We start from the raw sequence: 18,543 nt of genomic DNA, 5'->3' as shown, positions 1-18,543 counted from the left end.
GTTTCGGATCGAAGTTTAGTAACACTACATGACAATAAAAATTTCCATAGACTGCATGGGTGGCGATCACGGCCCGTCAGTTACAGTGGCGGCGGCGGTTGCTTTCGCTCATCGCGAGCCTGATGTTGAATTTCTGCTGGTCGGGCTTGAATCCGTTATTCAGGCTGAACTTAAAAAGAATCATGCCGAACATCATCCACGCATGAAAATAATCCACGCCACCGAAGTGGTGGAAATGGATGACCCTATCGAGATTGCACTGCGCCGGAAAAAAGATTCTTCGATGCGTGTTGCCGTTACTCAGGTAAAAGACGGACATGCGCAAGCCTGCGTCTCAGCTGGCAACACAGGTGCTTTAATGGCGGTGTCGCGCTATGTCCTGAAGACCATGCAAAGCGTGGATCGCCCAGCAATCAGCGGCATGCTGCCAAATCAAAAAAATCTGCCAACTTACATGCTGGATCTCGGTGCGAACGTTGATTGCGAACCTTTGCATCTGCATCAGTTTGCGATTATGGGATCGGCACTGGTATCTGCGCTGGAAGGCAAGGAAAGACCGAGTATTGGTCTGCTGAACGTCGGTGAAGAGGATATTAAGGGTAACGACGTCGTTAAAAAAACCGCGCAGTTGCTGCGGGCTGATCACGAACGTGGCCTGTTGAATTTTTATGGCAACGTTGAGGGTAATGATATATTTAAAGGCACCACTGACATCGTTGTGTGCGATGGTTTCGTCGGTAACGTGACCTTAAAAGCAGCTGAGGGCATGGGGCGTTTCGTAAAGACGACCCTGACTGGCGCTTTTAAGAGTAATCCATTGAATATGCTGGGGGCGCTGATTGCACGTGGTGCTTTAAAGTCGATTTCGCAGACAATGAACCCTTCCAATTACAATGGCGGTTGTTTACTTGGTTTGCGCGGTCTGGTTTTTAAAAGCCACGGCAGCGCAGATAAATATAGCTATGAGTGGGCAATACAGCGCGCATTTGATGCGGCAAAAAATGATGTCCTGACTCGTATTTCTAATTCGATGGCGAAACTCATGCCAGTGGCAGACCTGGCTTCGCCTGAAGATAATAATGACCTGATGGCAAAATAAGCGCATGACAATTTTTAGCAAAATCATAGGTACTGGCAGCTATCTGCCAGCAAAAAAAGTCAGTAACCAGGAATTGGCTGACCAGTTGGCAAAAAAAGGGATAGAAACTTCCGACGAGTGGATCGTTTCCCGCAGCGGCATTTCATCACGCCATTATGCGGATGAAGGAGAGAAGTCCAGCGATATGGGTGTCGAGGCTGCAAAAAAAGCGCTGGAAGCAGCGAAGCTGACACCTGATGACATTGATTTGATTATTCTGGCGACGTCCACCCCGGATTTTATTGGTGGATTTCCGAGTACGGCCTGCGTGGTGCAGAATAAATTGGGTTTGACCAATGGTGCGCCCGCGATGGATGTGCAGGCAGTCTGCAGTGGCTTTATGTACGGCATGTCTATCGCTGACAGCATGATTAAATCCGGTGCGCATAAAAATGTACTGGTGATCGGTGCTGAAGTGTTTTCCCGTATCCTTAATTTTGATGACCGTACCACTTGCGTATTGTTTGGTGACGGTGCTGGTGCAGTGGTAATGAGCGCGTCAAATGAGCCTGGGGTGCTCGCTACCAAGCTGCATGCCGATGGTGGATACGCAGATATTTTGTCTGTGCCGGGTACTGTGCAGGATGGTGCCATTGCGGGGAGTGGTTATTTGCAGATGGATGGCCAGGCAGTCTTTAAACTGGCGGTATCTGTTTTGGAAAAAGTGGCGAATGAGGTACTGGCACAGGCTGGTTTGAACGCAGAGGATATTGACTGGCTGATTCCTCATCAGGCAAATCTGCGCATCATGCACAGCACTGCAAAGAAAATGCGCTTACCTTTAGAAAAACTGGTAGTGACGGTAGATCAGCATGGCAATACGTCGGCGGCGTCAATTCCTCTGGCACTGGATCAGGCTGTGCGCGATGGCAGAATACAGCCCGGCCATAAAATATTGTTAGAAGGCGTTGGTGGCGGATTTACCTGGGGTGCCGCCATTGTGCAGATGTAGTAATCAACATAACCAAAGAGAGACATAGATAATATGACCCAATTTGCATTTGTATTTCCCGGGCAGGGTTCGCAAGCGATCGGCATGCTGAATGGCTTTGCTGATAATCCTGTGGTTCAGCAAACGATCGCTGAGGCATCTGATGCCTTGCAGTTTGATCTGGGGAAACTGATTTCCGAAGGTCCGAAGGAAGCGCTTGATTTAACGACGAACACACAGCCGGTGATGTTAACTGCTGCGGTTGCCTGTTACCGCGCCTGGATCGCTGCTGCTGGTGCTGCACCTAAATTGGTGGCGGGCCATAGCCTCGGTGAGTATTCCGCATTAGTGGCTGCCGGCGTGATTGCGTTTAAAGATGCGGTACCTCTGGTAAGGTTTCGTGCGCAGGCAATGCAGGATGCTGTGCCTGTTGGTCAGGGGGGGATGGCAGCGATTCTTGGTTTGAGCGATGAGGATGTCATTGCTGCGTGTAACGAAGCGGCCGAGGGTGAGGTTGTAGAGGCGGTGAATTTCAATGCGCCGGCTCAAGTGGTGATTGCAGGTAGTAAGGCGGCTGTTGAGCGTGCCTGCGAAATTGCCAAAGCGAAAGGCGCCAAGCGCGCCCTGACGCTGCCAGTTTCCGCACCATTTCACTCGTCTTTGCTCAAGCCCGCATCTGACAAGCTGCGCGAATACATGGCTGGAATCGCATTTTCGGCGCCTGCGATTCCATTGATTAATAACGTTGACGTCGCGATCGTGACAGATCCTGCGCTGATCAAAGATGCTTTGGTTCGTCAGGCCGCGAGTCCGGTTCGTTGGGTTGAAACCATTCAGGCGGTACATGCAAGTGGTATACGCAACGTTATTGAATGCGGTCCTGGCAAGGTATTGGCTGGTTTGACTAAGCGTATTAATGCAGAACTGATCGGTGAGGCAATTTACGATCAGGTAACTCTGGAAAAAGTATTGGAATCTTTAAAATGACCCGACAATTAGAAAATCAAGTCGCTTTAGTGACCGGCGCGTCGCGCGGTATTGGTAAGGCAATCGCTATTGCATTGGCACAGGCTGGTGCAAAGGTGATCGGTACTGCAACCACTGAAGCAGGTGCTGAGGCGATTTCTGCCTATCTTGCCGATGTTGCCCCTGGTGCAGGCAAGGGCGTTGCGTTCAACGTGAATGATGTTGAGCGTTGTACGTCATTGGTGGATGAAATCCAGAAGGAATACGGTAGTCTGTCGATTCTCGTTAATAATGCGGGAATTACTCAGGATCAGCTTGCAATGCGTATGAAAGAAGAGGATTGGGATAACGTCATCACAACCAATCTGAATTCAGTGGCCCGTTTATCCCGTGCAGTATTGCGCGGCATGATGAAGGCAAAACATGGCCGCATCATCAATATCACGTCTGTGGTTGGTTCATCCGGTAATCCGGGGCAAATGAACTATGCTGCGGCTAAGGCGGGTGTGGCTGGCATGAGTCGTGCATTGGCGCGTGAGATCGGTAGCCGCAACATTACAGTTAACTGTATTGCTCCCGGATTTATCGATACGGATATGACAAAGGCGCTGACGGATGAGCAAAAGGCTGCAATTTTGGTGCAAATCCCGATGGCGAAACTTGGCCGTCCAGAAGATATTGCGGCAGCAACGGTCTTTTTGGCGTCGCCAGATGCAGGTTATATTACCGGTACGACCCTTCATGTTAATGGTGGGATGTACCTGGCATAATTTATTTAGCGATAGTTGGCGGTAATTTCTGCGAAAATAACAGGAGTTATTGCTAAAATCGTCAGGCTTGCTTTTTTTGCGTACAAACCTGCTAAAATGCGCGCACTTTCTGTAAGCCCTTATTTTTGATTTTTTCACTGGAGATACACATGTCCGATATCGAACAACGCGTTAAGAAAATCGTCGCTGAACAACTGGGCGTCGCTGAAGCTGACATCAAAATTGAATCCTCTTTCGTTGATGATCTGGGTGCTGATTCCCTTGATACCGTTGAACTGGTGATGGCACTCGAAGACGAATTCGAAATGGAAATCCCTGACGAACAAGCTGAAAAAATCACAACTGTGCAACAAGCGATTGATTACGCTACTGCACACGTTAAGGCGTAATTCGGTTACCACGTTTTTAAATCCAGGAGAAGCGCTTGAGTCGTACGCTTAAACGTCGTGTCGTTGTAACCGGACTTGGATGTATCTCGCCCATTGGCAATTCAATTGCTACCGCGTGGGATGCTGCAAAAGCTGGCAAATCTGGTATCGCTACGATTACCAAATTTGATGCAACTCCCTTTTCCACGCATTTCGCTGGAGAAGTGAAGGACTTCAATGTCGAGGATTACATTCCGGCAAAAGAAGCTCGTAACATGGACACTTTCATCCATTTCGGCATTGCCGCGGGGATGCAGGCGTTTCAGGACAGTGGAATGGTTGTTACCGAAGAGAATGCCGAGCGCATCGGTGTTATCGTCGGTTCCGGTATCGGTGGCTTGCCGCTGATCGAAGCAACGAAAGAGACCTTGATTGAACGTGGTCCACGCCGCATCAGCCCATTTTTCGTGCCAGCGTCTATCATCAACATGATTTCGGGTAATTTATCGATCAAATATGGCTTGAAAGGGCCAAATCTGGCGATAGTTACTGCATGTACGACCGGCCTGCATTGTATAGGTCAGGCTGCACGCATGATTGAATACGGTGATGCAGACGCGATGATTGCCGGTGGTGCAGAGTCAACGATTTCTCCGTTAGGTTTGGGTGGCTTTGCGTCAGCCCGGGCGCTTTCTTCCCGTAATGATGATCCGGCGACTGCCTCTCGTCCTTGGGACAAAGACCGCGATGGCTTTGTACTTGGCGAAGGTGCTGGTGTCATGATGCTGGAAGAATATGAACATGCGAAGGCGCGTGGTGCAAAAATTTATGCTGAAGTGATCGGCTTCGGTATGAGTGGTGATGCATATCACATTACTTCGCCTAGCATGGATGGTCCACGTCGCAGCATGATTAACGCAATGAAAAATGCGGGTATTAATGCTGATCAGATTGATTATCTGAATGCACATGGAACGTCGACGCCGCTGGGTGATAAGAATGAGACTGACGCGATTAAGGCAACATTTGCGGACCATGCATATAAATTGACGGTGAATTCTACTAAATCCATGACGGGGCATTTGCTCGGTGGTGCAGGCGGGATTGAATCTGTATTTACGGTATTGGCACTGCATAATCAGGTGTCACCACCGACAATTAATATTTTTAATCAAGATCCTGAGTGTGACCTCGACTATTGTGCAAACGTAGCCAGAGACATGAAAATTGACTATGCGATGAAGAATTCGTTTGGTTTTGGCGGTACAAACGGAACTTTGATTTTCGCAAAAATATAATTCATCAGTACATTAGAAAAAGGCACTTTGTTTCTTTGAAATGAAGTGCCTTTTTGTTTATATGACGATATCCGTTCGGGTCACCATTAAACCATCGAGGCTGCTGCTCTATCTGCTCTGCCTGATGGTTGTATTCGCAAACATAGGCTGGTATTTATTCCTATTAAATAGACAATTACCATCTATTTCATTTTTAATCGCAGTAGCTGGTTTTGCAATCGTAAGTGTTCTGTCGCTGATGATGAGGTCAAGAAGGCCGGTCTATGATCTTAGTGTGTTTAAGAGTGGCGATATTTTTCTTCAGATGACAGGGCAGATTGGTTCATCGATGGCGGTTAAGTTGCATCGCAGTAGCGTCATTTGGCAGTATGTGATGGCTTTACGTTTTGCTTCCGATGATGGAAAAATTCACCGTATTCTTATCCTGCCAGATTCAGTTAGCCTGGCAGCATTTCATCGATTGCGGGTGACTCTGTTATGGATACTGATGCATCATGATAAAGTGGCCGCAACGAATACGAAGGGGGCAGGGAACTTTTAAGCCGGATGCCCACTCATACTTGTAGACATTGATGCTGAATGCAGTTGTGCACATTAAACTAAAAATAAGATTAATCAAAAACGGGATGATTGAGTGACGACAGAGCGCGAGATAGACCAGATATTGGTTGAGCGCGTGCAGCGTGGAGATAAAAAGGCATTTGAGCTTCTGGTTTCCAAATACCAACGGAAACTAATGCGGCTCGTGTCTCGTCTCATCTATGATCAGGCTGAGGCAGAGGATGTGGTGCAGGAGGCATTTATAAAAGCCTATCGGGCTTTACCTAATTTTCGTGGTGATTCAGCTTTTTATACGTGGCTTTACCGGATAGGCATCAACACTGCAAAAAACTATCTGGTCACACAGGGACGCAGGGCGCCGACATCAACCGATGCTGATGTCGATGAGGCTGAAACTTTTGTTGATGCAGATGGACTAAGGGATATCAATACGCCTGAATCTTTATTGGCAAGTAAGCAGATTGCGGAGACTGTCAATGCAGCGATGTCTTCTTTGCCTGAAGAGTTAAGGAATGCAATCACTCTAAGAGAGATTGAGGGCTTGAGTTACGATGAAATTGCCGACGTCATGTTGTGCCCGATTGGTACTGTACGCAGCAGAATATTTCGTGCCCGCGAGGCGATTGCGGAACGATTGAGACCGATTTTAGGAACGAATCTGGATCAGCGTTGGTAGTTGATGTCAGATAATGAATTGAACAGGCATGATTTTTGTAGAAATATGATGACCGAAACCAGGAAAAACGAAAACATATCAGCATTGCTTGATGGCGAGATAGACGATGTCGCGCTGGATGCCATACTTACAGATATGGATTCGACTGAAAGCAAAGATGTTTGGGGGCTCTATCACCACATAGGTGATGTGTTGCGCTCAGATGATCTTGCCACGCCTTTAAGCGCAGATTTTAATCAGCGCTTTGCGGCACGTTTTGCCAGCGAACCAGCTATTTTGATGCCAAAGATGCACGTTAAGAATGAGGAGAAAGAGTCGGATAAGCCGCAATATCTTCGCTCATATCTGTCCGTTGCGACTGCTGCAGTCGCTGCTTTGTTTGCGTTCGTATTTGTGCCGCAGTTGCTGCAGTTAAATCAAAATCAGGTGCAGACCGCACAGGTATCTGAAATTGTCTCACCAAAATCAGCAAACAAACTGCAACTGGCGTCAGCATCGGTGACGCCTGATTTGTCGACGAAGGAGCTTGCACAAGTTGAGCCGGCAGTGGAATCCTCTAAGCAGGTAAATGAGCGTCAGACTGCACAGGTCGAAATGTTGCGCGATCCCAGAATTGATAGCTATCTGATCGCACATCAAAAATTTTCCCCGGCAATTAGTGCTGGTACGCAGTATGTTACCCGGGCGAATGCAGTTTCTGGCCCAGCGGAGAAGTAAGGATTATGTTGTTTTATCGTTTCCGATGGCCAGTTCTGCTGATGGGTTTGTGCGTTATCGGTCGCTCAGTTTATGCGGCAGATGATCAGAAGGCAGCGCAGGAAGTATTAAAGAGAATTCAGACATCGGCACAAAATCTGAATTATTCGGGTACGTTTGTTTATCAGCAAGCCAGTCAGATCAGAACTTCTAAAATCACGCATTTTGTAGATCAGCATGGCGAGTTGGAAAAACTTGAAATTCTGGATGGCAAACCGCGTGAATATATTCGCAAAGGTGATGAGGTATCTTGCTATCTTCCTGAAAGTAAAACGATACAGATCGAAAAAAATGTGACGCAAGAAGTTTTTCCAGCCTTGCTGACTCAGAATGCATCGTCACTGCCAGACAATTACACCATAAAAAAAGCCGATCTGAATCGTGTTGCCGGACTCACATGTCAGACCTATTTGTTGCAGCCGAAAGATGCTTATCGCTACGGCTATCGTCTTTGTGCGGAAAATCAATCCGGATTGCTCTTACGTGCACAGACAGTGAATGCAAAGAATGACGTCATCGAGCAGATTGCTTTTACAGAGTTGAAGCTGAACGATATTGATAAAAATAAATTGAAACCCAGTTTTCAAAATATCTCGCGCTGGCATATTGAAAACTTAACGGTGCAATCCAATATCAATTCCGGTTGGATAGTCAGATCACTGCCAGCCGGGTTTCGTAAAACCAAGGAAATGAAGCGGGTGATCCCAGCACCTCCGGCATCGGCAGGGAGCAAATCCGGCACCTCGCACCAGGTCATACAAATGATATTTTCTGATGGTCTGGCCGCTATTTCCGTGTTTATAGAGCCCGATAGTGAAAGCCGTACTGAAGGTAGTTTGCAGCAAGGCGCAATGACTATTATGGGAAAACGACAAGGGGCTTATTGGCTGACTGTCGTTGGTGAAGTTCCTGTAACAGCGATTCAACAAGTGATGAACTCGATTGAGTTTAAAACCAAGTAACAATCTAAGTAAGTGAGTGACCCCATGAAAACAAAAAAACTTTTTCCTTTAGAAAAATTGATTTCCACTATAGCGATCAGTGCTTGCGTGGGTTTTGTGGCGCCCTTAGCGGTGAATGCTATACCTGTCGCCCAGGCAGCGTCCGCAGTCACAGGTTTGCCTGATTTTACTGAGTTAGTCGAAAAGACCGGACCAGCCGTTGTCAACATCCGTACGACTGAAAAAATGCAACAGGCTCAGGGGATGAACGGAATGGAAGACGAGCAGATGCAGGAATTCTTCCGCCGCTTCTTCGGAATGCCGATTCCTAAGCAGGCTCCGGTGCCGAAAGGACGCAAACAGGCACCGCAACAAGAAGAGGAAGTTCCTCGTGGCGTTGGCTCAGGTTTCATCATTTCACAGGACGGTTATGTGCTGACCAATGCACACGTGATTGATGGTGCGACAGATGTCTACGTTAAACTGACCGACAAGCGTGAATTCAAAGCGAAAGTCATTGGCAGTGATAAACGCACAGACGTCGCAGTATTAAAAATTGAAGGCACGAAATTGCCGAAATTGACGATAGGTGATTCAGATAAAATCAAGGCTGGCGAATGGGTGATTGCGATTGGCTCGCCATTTGATCTGGACAATACTGTGACTGCGGGGATTATTTCTGCCAAGGCGCGTGATACTGGCGACTATCTGCCATTAATTCAGACCGATGTTGCGGTGAATCCCGGAAATTCTGGCGGCCCGTTGATTAATATGCGCGGCGAGGTTGTTGGTATCAATTCCCAGATTTACAGTCGTTCCGGCGGTTATATGGGCATCTCGTTTGCGATTCCGATTGATGAAGCAATGCGTGTTGCTGATCAATTGAAAGGCACAGGCAAGGTAACCCGAGGCCGTATTGGTGTGCAGATCGGTGAAGTCTCTAAAGATGTGGCCGATTCCATTGGCTTGCAAAAGGCGCAGGGCGCACTCGTTGTCAGAATTGAAGCCGGTACTCCGGCAGAAAAAGCCGGGTTGCAGGACGGTGATGTGATTCTTAAGTTCAATGGACAAGCGGTTGAAAAATCAACTGATCTGCCACGGATTGTCGGTGCGACGAAACCGGGCTCGAAAGCAACGATGACCGTCTGGAGAAAAGGTGCTATTCGTGAAATGACGATTACTGTCGCCGAAATGGAACAGGACAAAGTTGCTCAGAAATCCGAGAAAAAAGCGAAAAAGGAGCAAACTAATTTCCTCGGACTTGCCGTCGGTGATTTGAGCGATGCACAGAAAAAAGAATTGCCAGCAGGGGGCGTTGTGATTGAGTCAGCTGATGGCGCAGCCGCTGCAGCTGGCTTGCTGCAAGGCGATATTATCCTGACTTTAAATAATGTTGATGTGAAAGATGCGAAGCAATTCACCAGCATGGTTGCAAAACTGGATAGTAAAAAAACAGCGGTTGTTCTGGTTCGTCGTGAAAATATCTCTCAATTTATTCCGATTAAACCGCAAGCCAAATAAATTCAGCCTGCTAAATCCGGCATATAAAAAAGCTGCTCCTAAAAATGGGCAGCTTTTTTTATAAATATTGCTCGTGTTTTTATGCTTGGGAGTACTGTGGACTTATAATGCGCTACTTTATTTATGTCGCATTATTTATGATTGCTTTCACACTGTACTCGCGGAGTTACTGCCATCTTTGTGATGACATGCTGGAGCAATTGCAGGCTTACACAGCAGACTGTCAGTTTTCTGTTGAAGTCATTGATGTTGATACCGATGCAGAGCTGGTTCATTTGTATGATGAACTTGTTCCGGTGTTGATTGGCAAAAAGCCCGGTCATCCACCGCAAAAAATTTGCCATTATTTTTTAGATCAGAATGCTTTAAAGGCATTTTTTCAGGCTTGATATGCAAGAAAGTTTAGATTTGTTTGCCTACGACGGTGAGTTGATATGTGGCGTCGACGAGGCAGGGCGGGGGCCATTGGCTGGCCCGGTTATGGCGGCTGCGGTTATTCTCGATCCCGACCACCCGATTGACGGCTTACGTGACTCCAAAAAACTCAGCGAAGCGCGACGGGATGTGCTGGCTGAGGAAATCAAGAAGTATGCTCTTGCATGGTCAGTGGCTGAATGCTCAGAGCAGGAAATTGATGAGTTGAATATTTTGCAGGCAACCATGCTTGCCATGCGCCGTGCGGTTGAAGGCTTGGCAATCACACCGACACTTGCGTTAATTGATGGTAACCGTTGCCCGGTAATGTCCGTCAGATCTGAGGCTATAGTTAAGGGAGACGACAAGGTGGCCGCAATTTCTGCTGCATCAATTCTCGCAAAAACAGCACGTGATCACGCCCTGTACCAGCTTCATCTTAGTTATCCTCAATATGCGCTGGATCAGCATAAAGGTTATCCGACCGCGTTACACCTTGAACGTTTACGTGAACACGGCGTCGCACCAATTCACCGCAAATCCTATGCGCCTGTTAAGGCTTTATTGAAATGAAACAAATTACTTCGCGCGAAAATTCTTTGTACAAAGAATTGAAATTACTAGCGACCAGCTCGCAGGTCAGACGTAAAGCCGGGCGTACTTTACTTGATGGAGTACATCTGTGCGAAGCCTATCAGCAGCATCTCGGTGCCCCAGAGCTATGCATAGTCTCTGATGCCGCGTTAAATGATCCGGAAGTGAGTAAATTACTGGAATTGTGCGAGTCACAGCATATTCAGTGCATTAGCTTACCGGCAAATTTGTATCAGGCCGTCAGCCAGGTCGAACATGGTGTGGGTATTATGTTTCTCGTTAATACACCTAGTCCTGCGTTACCCGAAAATATTTCGGAAAACTCGGTTGCTCTTGATGGTTTGCAAGATCCAGGAAATCTGGGGTCGATTTTACGAAGTGCGGCTGCAGCTGGAATTAAAAATGTTTTTTGTAGTTCCGGCACCGTATTCGCATGGTCTCCGAAAGTCATGCGGGCAGGTATGGGAGCCCATTTTTTACTCAATATTTTTGAAAATATTGACCTCGACGTTGTTTTGAAGAATGCCAGTATTCCTGTACTTTCCACGAGCTCACATACAAAAACCACGATTTACCAGGCGGACCTCGCACAACCGCTTATCTGGTTATTCGGACATGAAGGGCAAGGGGTTTCCGATAGCCTGATGGCATTGGCAGACATGACCGTCACGATCCCTCAGCAAGCGGCAATTGAGTCGTTGAATGTCGCTGCAAGTGCAGCAATCTGTTTTTTTGAGCAAGTACGCCAACAATCTTTCCAATGAAATAAAAATCCCGGCTGCTTGCCGGGATTTTTTCAGACATCTGATCTGACAGTGCGGCAATACAGCCGTCTATCATTAATACAATTTAGTATCTCCTTTGATTTCTTGCAAAATAGTCGTCGATATTTCCTCAATGGATTTGGTTGTCGAAGACAGCCAGCGTATTCCTTCACGCTTCATCATTGCTTCGGCTTCATTCACTTCATAGCGACAATTTTCTATCGACGCATATTTACTTCCTGGCCGGCGTTCATTCCGAATCTCTGACAGTCGTTCGGGTGTGATGCTGAGTCCGAACAATTTATGACGAAATTCCGGTAGCGCACTTGGCATTTTTCCACGTTCGAAATCATCGGGAATCAGTGGGTAATTTGCGGCCTTGATCCCATACTGCATCGCCAGATACAAACTTGTCGGCGTTTTTCCTGAACGTGACACCCCGACCAGAATGACATCAGCGGCGGCCAGATTTTTATGTGATTGCCCATCGTCATGTGTTAATGAAAAGTTAATCGCCTCTATACGATTTTTGTACTCTTCTGAGTCTGTGATGTTATGGCTACGGCCTATCGTGTGCGTGGATTTCACCCCTAATTCTTGTTCCAAAGGCGAAACAAAGGTTTGAATTAAATCCATATGCAAGCCTTTGGATTTAAATACGATGGTAGCTAGTTCCTTTTTGACCAGTGTAGAAAATACGATGGGTCTGTTGCCGTCGAGGGCAAACGCATCATTGATTCGGCGCACTGCATCATGTGCTTTATCGACACTATCGACAAATGGCAGGCGAATCTGACGAAATTTGAGGTCAAACTGGGTTAAAACTGAATGCCCGAATGCTTCAGCAGTAATTCCTGTTCCGTCAGAAATGAAATAGACAGTACGGTTTGCTGGTGGCAAATTCGGGTTGGAGAAATCAGGCATAGGGGCGATCTTGAAAGTTTAGGTGAAATTGTGGCATATCGATCCAACAAAAAAGTAGGCAATTTCTTTTGCCACATGGCTCAATTTTGCGAGACACAATGTAAAATGCGTTAACAGGATATGAAAAGTCGCTAGCCCCAAGAATAACAAAAATCTGGTCAGCGACGAAGCAGTACTTAGCAAAGATTTCTTACCATCAAAAGAGGTTGTTATGTCCAACGCAGCAAATACCGAAGCGACTTATGTCGCTTCGTTTGAGCATTTACGCATGACGGATGTTGAATCCGTCGGCGGAAAAAATGCATCTTTAGGCGAAATGATCAGCCAGCTGGCTTCCGCTGGTGTTCGTGTTCCGGGTGGTTTTGCGACCACAGCACAAGCGTTTCGTGATTTTTTATCCTATTCAGTCGATGGCGGGCTTTCGCTTGCGCAGCGTATTGCTAACCGCCTTGAACATCTGGATATTGATGATGTCAAAGAATTGGCAAAAGCTGGTGCCGAAATTCGTCAATGGATTACGGAAACACCTTTTCAGCCACGTTTGCAAAAAGAAATTGAAGAATTTTACAACCGTCTGGTTGCAGATTCGACTGCAGAAATGTCGTTTGCAGTACGCTCTTCCGCTACCGCGGAAGATTTGCCAGATGCGTCTTTTGCTGGCCAGCAAGAAACTTTCTTGAATGTGGTCGGTATCGAAAACGTGCTGGAAGCGATGAAACACGTATTTGCTTCTTTGTACAACGACCGTGCCATTTCCTACCGTGTTCACAAAGGCTTTACTCATGCTGAGGTTGCCTTGTCAGCAGGCGTGCAACGTATGGTTCGTTCTGATCTCGGCGCAGCCGGTGTGATGTTTACGATCGATACCGAATCTGGTTTTGAAGATGTGGTATTCATCACCTCCAGTTATGGTCTGGGCGAAACGGTGGTGCAGGGTGCCGTGAATCCGGATGAATTCTATGTGCACAAACCGATGTTGGAGCAAGGTAAATTGCCGGTGATCCGTCGCAATATCGGTTCCAAACTGATCAAAATGGAATTTACCGGCGAAGCAAAAGCAGGCCGCTCGGTCAAGACTGTGGATGTTTCTGTCGAATTGCGCAATCGTTACTCGTTGAACGATACTGAAGTCGTTGAACTGGCGAAGTATGCGGTGATCATCGAGAAACATTACGGTCGTCCTATGGATATCGAATGGGGCAAAGATGGTCGTGACGGTAAGCTGTATATCCTGCAAGCGCGTCCTGAAACTGTGAAATCTCAGCAAAGTGCCACCGAAGCACAACAGCGTTTCAAACTCAAAGGTACTGGTACTGTGCTGACATCTGGCCGTGCGATTGGTCAGAAAATCGGCGCGGGTCGCGTACGCGTGATTCATGATCCATCTGAAATGGAACGTGTACAACCAGGTGATGTTCTGGTCGCAGATATGACTGATCCTAACTGGGAGCCAGTCATGAAACGTGCTTCCGCGATTGTGACTAACCGTGGTGGCCGTACATGCCATGCGGCGATTATTGCGCGCGAACTTGGCGTACCTGCGGTGGTTGGTTGTGGTCATGCGACGGATGTTCTGAAAGATGGAACATTGGTCACCGTCTCTTGTGCAGAAGGCGACGAAGGTAAGATTTATGACGGCTTACTGGAAACTGAGGTAACGGAAGAGTTGCGTGGCGATCTTCCTAAGCTGCCGTTGAAAATCATGCTCAACGTCGGTAACCCACAACTGGCGTTCGATTTCCAATCTGTGCCAAATGATGGTGTTGGTTTGGCGCGTCTGGAATTCATTATCAATAATAATATCGGCGTCCATCCAAAAGCGATTCTGGAATATCCGAACATTGACGCTGATCTGAAAAAAGCGGTTGAATCTGTGGCGCGTGGTCACGCATCACCAAGAGCTTTTTACGTTGATAAATTAGCAGAAGGCGTTGCTACCATTGCAGCCGCATTCTGGCCTAAGAAAGTCATCGTTCGCTTATCTGATTTCAAATCCAATGAGTACAAAAAATTGATTGGCGGTTCACGCTATGAGCCGGATGAAGAAAATCCAATGTTGGGTTTCCGTGGCGCTGCACGTTACCTTGCCTCAGATTTCCATGAGTCGTTTGAGATGGAATGTCAGGCGATGAAGCGCGTACGTAATGACATGGGTTTGACCAACGTTGAAATCATGGTGCCATTCGTACGGACACTGGGTCAAGCAGAGAAAGTCGTGAATTTACTGGCGAAAAATGGCTTGAAGCGCGGTGAAAATGGCTTGCGCCTGATCATGATGTGCGAGGTTCCTTCCAATGCGATTCTGGCAGAAGAATTCCTCGAATTCTTTGACGGTTTCTCGATTGGTTCGAATGATCTGACTCAACTTACGCTGGGTCTTGATCGCGACTCTGGTCTTGAGTTGCTGGCAGCAGATTTCGATGAACGAGATCCTGCAGTCCGCGCTTTACTTTCCAAAGCGATTGCTGCCTGCCGTAAGCTGAATAAGTACGTCGGTATTTGCGGGCAAGGCCCATCCGATCATCCGGATTTTGCTGAATGGCTGATGAAAGAAGGCATAGAATCAATTTCTCTGAATCCTGATTCCGTGGTGGATACCTGGCAAAAACTGGCAGCAGTCAGTAAGTAATTAATTAATTAATTTTTCTGATTTTGGTTGCTGAAACGCGAGATGAACAGTGATGTTCTCTCGCGTTTTTTGCATTTTTATTCCGTTGTTTCGTGTGCACATAGTTAATAAATTTATTGTTATTTTTTTGCGAATGGTTAAACTCTGAATCATTGAAAACGAAATAAAAATAAAATCAATTACATCAACACATCCGTAAAAAAGCCCTCGCTACCAACTGGTCGCAAGGGCTTTTTTTTATGGGTAAATTATCATATATATTACCGATGTTTCTTTTATTGTATTAAATCACAATGCAATACCTTAACAAGACAGCAATCACCAACGAACAACAAGGAGATAACAAAAAATGAATGCATGGATGATGTGGGCGGTCATTGCCGGACTGGTCGTCATACTTGAATTATTCACCGGCACTTTTTATTTGCTGATGATTTCTATAGGGCTGGCAGCAGGTGCAATTGCTGCTGTTTTCACACTGTCGACGTCATCGCAGATGATAATCGCTGCGCTGGTAGGTAGCCTGGCGACACTGGCATTACACAACAGCAAATACGGCTGGAAAGGAAATAAGAGTGTAGCGCACGATCCGAACGTGAATATGGATATCGGTCAGACATTGCAGGTGCAGGACTGGCAGGATCAGGGAAATGGTAAATACATTGCACGCGCGATGTATCGTGGTGCGATGTGGGATGTGGAATTGCAGCACTCCACCGGTTATCCGGGGATCTATGTGATTGATGAAGTGCAGGGCAGTCGTCTGATTGTCAAACCCTCGTAAGCAGGACAAGAAACGCAGACATTTTTGAGTAAATTTTCAATAAAAATTAAGGTGACTATATGGAAATAGGTAGCGTAGCTCTGGTGCTGTTAGTGCTGGCAATTGTGTTTGTGATCAAAACAATTAATGTTGTGCCTCAGCAGCACGCCTGGGTCGTTGAGCGTTTAGGTAAATATCACAGCACACTGGGGCCGGGTTTGAATATCGTTGTGCCGTTCATAGATCGGATAGCGTACAAACACATACTCAAGGAAATCCCGCTGGATGTACCGCCGCAAGTATGTATTACGAAAGACAATACGCAGTTGCAGGTCGATGGCATTCTGTATTTTCAGATTACCGATGCGATGCGTGCTTCGTATGGCTCGTCGAATTACATCGCCGCTATTACTCAATTAGCGCAAACCACTTTGCGCTCGGTGATCGGTAAGATGGAGCTCGATAAAACCTTTGAAGAACGTGACCACATCAATACCACGATCGTCAGCGCGATTGATGAGTCTGCCGCAAACTGGGGCGTGAAAGTATTGCGTTATGAAATCAAAGATCTGACCCCGCCAAAAGAAATTCTGCATGCGATGCAGGCGCAAATTACCGCTGAACGTGAAAAACGTGCATTGATCGCTGCTTCTGAAGGCCGCAAACAAGAGCAGATCAATATCGCCACGGGTGAACGTGAAGCATCGATTGCGAAGTCTGAAGGTGAGATGCAGGCATCCATTAACCGCGCACAAGGTCAGGCGGCGGCTATTCTGGCGATTGCCGAAGCGAGCGCGGAAGCGATCCGTAAAACGGCTGCAGCGATACAGGAGCCAGGTGGCTCTGATGCCGTGAATCTGAAAGTGGCAGAGCAATATGTCGGCGCATTCGGTAATCTGGCGAAGACAAATAATTCGATTATCGTGCCAGCGAATCTGGGTGATATGAGTGGATTAATCGCGACAGCGATGCAGGTTGTGAAATCACAAAAACCAGCAACGGTCGAAGCACCACGTCGCCCGGTATAAGGAGACCGTGACGCAATGTAATGCAACCTAAGGCAGCGATACCAATCAACTGGAGTCGCTGCTATTTTAAATTGAATCTAAAAAAGGACTGCCATGTGAAGGGCAGTCCTTTTTTTATTACTTACGTTGTTCAGCGACCGCCCATACGGGTTTCACCAAACAAGGTTTTATATTCGCGTGGTTGTGAGCGCCAGTATTGCGGCGGCACATCGACGCTCGCGCCTAGTTTTGCCGCTGCATGCCAAGGCCAGTGCGGGTCATACAGGATGCCACGGGCAATACCGATCATGTCCGCTTGCCCTTGATTCAGAATACTTTCTGCGTGTTCGGCTTCGGTAATCAACCCGACTGCAATCACTGGCATTGTTGTCACTTTCTTGATCGCTTCCGCAAAATGCACCTGATAACCGGGTTCCAGCGGAATCTGTTGTAAAGGTGAAAGGCCGCCACTGGATACGTGTATAAATGCGCAGCCCCGTTGCTCTAACTCTTTGGTAAAGACGCTGCTTTGCGCGACATCCCAGCCGCCGTCAACCCAGTCGCTGGCAGAAATCCGTATGCCCAGCGTATAGCCATCTGGCAGCGCCGCTTTGACCGCATCAAATATCTCTAATGGAAAACGCAGACGGTTTTCCAGGCTGCCACCGTATTGATCCGTGCGTTGATTTGACAATGGCGATAAAAACTGATGCATCAGATAACCGTGCGCGGCATGTAATTCAATCGCGTCAATTCCCAGTCGGTGTGCACGTTTGGCCGCATCAACAAAAGCCTGTTTGACGCGTTCCAATCCGGCTGCATCCAGCGCAAGCGGCGCGGTTTCTTTGGCGTTGTGTGGAATCGCAGACGCTGAAACGGTTTGCCAGCCACCATCCGCTTCGGCAATCAACTGGCCGCCATCCCAAGGGCGTTGGCTGGATGCTTTTCTGCCGGCATGTGCTAGTTGCACTGCGATTGGTATAGCCGAATATTGACGTACCGATTGTAAAACCTTACCCAGCGCGGCTTCCGTTGCATCTGACCAGAGACCGACATCGTATGGCGAAATGCGACCTGCAGGCTCAACTGCAGTTGCTTCGATAATTAACATGCCCGCACCAGAAGTGGCAAGACTGCCGAGATGCATCAGATGCCAGTCGCCGACTGCACCATCCACGGCGGAATACTGGCACATAGGGGCAATGATGATGCGGTTTTTTAGAGTGAGGTTGCCGAGTTTGACAGGAGAAAAGAGGGTGCTCATTTTTTAGATCCCAGGCAAAAAAAGAAAACAAATGGATGTGTAAAAAGGAATTCAAGGCCAAGACAACGGCAGCCCGAACTGAAAATCATCAGAGCCATTATGCCGAAAGATCAATAAAACTGCTGGCAGCATTTTTTTGTAGTCAGTATCCCGCCGAAACTTATTTGTGCTGAGCAATGACGCAGAGTCAGAAGTGCCTTAAAACATAGTGAAAATACTCCCGGGGAGTATTTTTATAGCACCTTATTTATCAAGGAG

The 18,543-nt window shown here is 47.3% G+C and carries 19 protein-coding genes; 17 read left to right on the top strand and 2 right to left on the bottom strand.

What is annotated here, in order from left to right; genetic code table 11:
- Positions 1-28: 28 nt before the first annotated feature.
- The 14 genes from plsX (at position 29) to Undi14_RS12330 (ending at position 11,698) form a co-directional block, all read left to right on the top strand.
- Positions 29-1,099 (top strand): phosphate acyltransferase PlsX, encoded by a 1,071-nt coding sequence (gene plsX, locus Undi14_RS12395; RefSeq protein ID WP_186885379.1) that lies wholly within the window; start codon positions 29-31, stop codon positions 1,097-1,099.
- Between the two features lie 4 nt (positions 1,100-1,103).
- Positions 1,104-2,090 (top strand): beta-ketoacyl-ACP synthase III, encoded by a 987-nt coding sequence (locus tag Undi14_RS12390; protein ID WP_234030578.1) that lies wholly within the window; start codon positions 1,104-1,106, stop codon positions 2,088-2,090.
- Between the two features lie 33 nt (positions 2,091-2,123).
- On the top strand, positions 2,124-3,056 hold the full coding sequence (fabD, locus tag Undi14_RS12385; RefSeq protein WP_200180582.1) for an ACP S-malonyltransferase: 933 nt from the start codon (positions 2,124-2,126) through the stop codon (positions 3,054-3,056).
- A complete protein-coding gene (gene fabG, locus Undi14_RS12380; protein WP_186885377.1) occupies positions 3,053-3,805 on the top strand; it encodes a 3-oxoacyl-ACP reductase FabG in 753 nt (250 codons plus the stop codon). The genes fabD and fabG overlap by 4 nt, the downstream gene beginning before the upstream one ends.
- Positions 3,806-3,954: 149 nt before the next feature.
- Positions 3,955-4,194, top strand: coding sequence for an acyl carrier protein (gene acpP / locus Undi14_RS12375; protein ID WP_008449912.1), 240 nt, complete (start codon positions 3,955-3,957; stop codon positions 4,192-4,194).
- A 35-nt stretch (positions 4,195-4,229) separates the two neighbouring features.
- Complete coding sequence (gene fabF / locus Undi14_RS12370; protein ID WP_186885376.1) at positions 4,230-5,471, top strand: beta-ketoacyl-ACP synthase II; 1,242 nt, start codon at positions 4,230-4,232, stop codon at positions 5,469-5,471.
- 61 nt (positions 5,472-5,532) lie between these two features.
- Positions 5,533-6,012 (top strand): protein YgfX, encoded by a 480-nt coding sequence (locus Undi14_RS12365; RefSeq protein ID WP_200180580.1) that lies wholly within the window; start codon positions 5,533-5,535, stop codon positions 6,010-6,012.
- A 93-nt stretch (positions 6,013-6,105) separates the two neighbouring features.
- Positions 6,106-6,708 (top strand): RNA polymerase sigma factor RpoE, encoded by a 603-nt coding sequence (rpoE, locus tag Undi14_RS12360; protein WP_186885374.1) that lies wholly within the window; start codon positions 6,106-6,108, stop codon positions 6,706-6,708.
- 45 nt (positions 6,709-6,753) lie between these two features.
- Positions 6,754-7,425, top strand: coding sequence for a sigma-E factor negative regulatory protein (locus tag Undi14_RS12355; RefSeq protein ID WP_200180579.1), 672 nt, complete (start codon positions 6,754-6,756; stop codon positions 7,423-7,425).
- 5 nt (positions 7,426-7,430) lie between these two features.
- Positions 7,431-8,426 (top strand): MucB/RseB C-terminal domain-containing protein, encoded by a 996-nt coding sequence (locus Undi14_RS12350; protein ID WP_234030577.1) that lies wholly within the window; start codon positions 7,431-7,433, stop codon positions 8,424-8,426.
- A gap of 24 nt (positions 8,427-8,450) precedes the next feature.
- Complete coding sequence (locus tag Undi14_RS12345) at positions 8,451-9,926, top strand: DegQ family serine endoprotease (protein WP_200180578.1); 1,476 nt, start codon at positions 8,451-8,453, stop codon at positions 9,924-9,926.
- A gap of 44 nt (positions 9,927-9,970) precedes the next feature.
- The gene (locus Undi14_RS12340; RefSeq protein WP_370589948.1) at positions 9,971-10,315 is read left to right on the top strand and encodes a glutaredoxin family protein; all 345 of its coding nucleotides are present in this window, start codon (positions 9,971-9,973) and stop codon (positions 10,313-10,315) included.
- Position 10,316: 1 nt separating this feature from the next.
- On the top strand, positions 10,317-10,913 hold the full coding sequence (gene rnhB / locus Undi14_RS12335) for a ribonuclease HII (RefSeq protein WP_200180576.1): 597 nt from the start codon (positions 10,317-10,319) through the stop codon (positions 10,911-10,913).
- Positions 10,910-11,698, top strand: coding sequence for an RNA methyltransferase (locus tag Undi14_RS12330; protein ID WP_200180575.1), 789 nt, complete (start codon positions 10,910-10,912; stop codon positions 11,696-11,698). Before rnhB ends, Undi14_RS12330 begins: the two co-directional genes overlap by 4 nt.
- A 75-nt stretch (positions 11,699-11,773) precedes the next feature.
- Here Undi14_RS12330 and Undi14_RS12325 read toward each other — a convergent pair whose 3' ends face one another.
- Positions 11,774-12,622, bottom strand: coding sequence for a pyruvate, water dikinase regulatory protein (locus Undi14_RS12325; protein WP_186885369.1), 849 nt, complete (start codon positions 12,620-12,622; stop codon positions 11,774-11,776).
- Between the two features lie 211 nt (positions 12,623-12,833).
- On the opposite strand from Undi14_RS12325, the gene ppsA reads away from it, so the two are divergent.
- The 3 genes from ppsA to Undi14_RS12310 all read left to right on the top strand — a co-directional run bounded on the left by ppsA (position 12,834) and on the right by Undi14_RS12310 (position 17,042).
- Complete coding sequence (ppsA, locus tag Undi14_RS12320) at positions 12,834-15,251, top strand: phosphoenolpyruvate synthase (protein ID WP_200180573.1); 2,418 nt, start codon at positions 12,834-12,836, stop codon at positions 15,249-15,251.
- Positions 15,252-15,600: 349 nt separating this feature from the next.
- Complete coding sequence (locus Undi14_RS12315) at positions 15,601-16,035, top strand: NfeD family protein (protein WP_200180571.1); 435 nt, start codon at positions 15,601-15,603, stop codon at positions 16,033-16,035.
- 59 nt (positions 16,036-16,094) lie between these two features.
- Positions 16,095-17,042: an SPFH domain-containing protein gene (locus Undi14_RS12310; protein ID WP_186885366.1), complete on the top strand. Its 948-nt coding sequence runs from the start codon at positions 16,095-16,097 to the stop codon at positions 17,040-17,042.
- A 130-nt stretch (positions 17,043-17,172) separates the two neighbouring features.
- On the opposite strand, the gene Undi14_RS12305 is transcribed toward Undi14_RS12310, so the two are convergent.
- A complete protein-coding gene (locus tag Undi14_RS12305) occupies positions 17,173-18,285 on the bottom strand; it encodes an NADH:flavin oxidoreductase/NADH oxidase (RefSeq protein WP_200180569.1) in 1,113 nt (370 codons plus the stop codon).
- Between the last annotated feature and the right edge of the window lie 258 nt (positions 18,286-18,543).

This window comes from Undibacterium sp. 14-3-2, from assembly GCF_016595265.1.
GTDB lineage: Bacteria > Pseudomonadota > Gammaproteobacteria > Burkholderiales > Burkholderiaceae_D > Undibacterium > Undibacterium aquatile.
The sequence above is the reverse complement of the archived record's forward strand: the minus strand, read 5'-3'. Positions and strand labels throughout refer to the sequence as shown.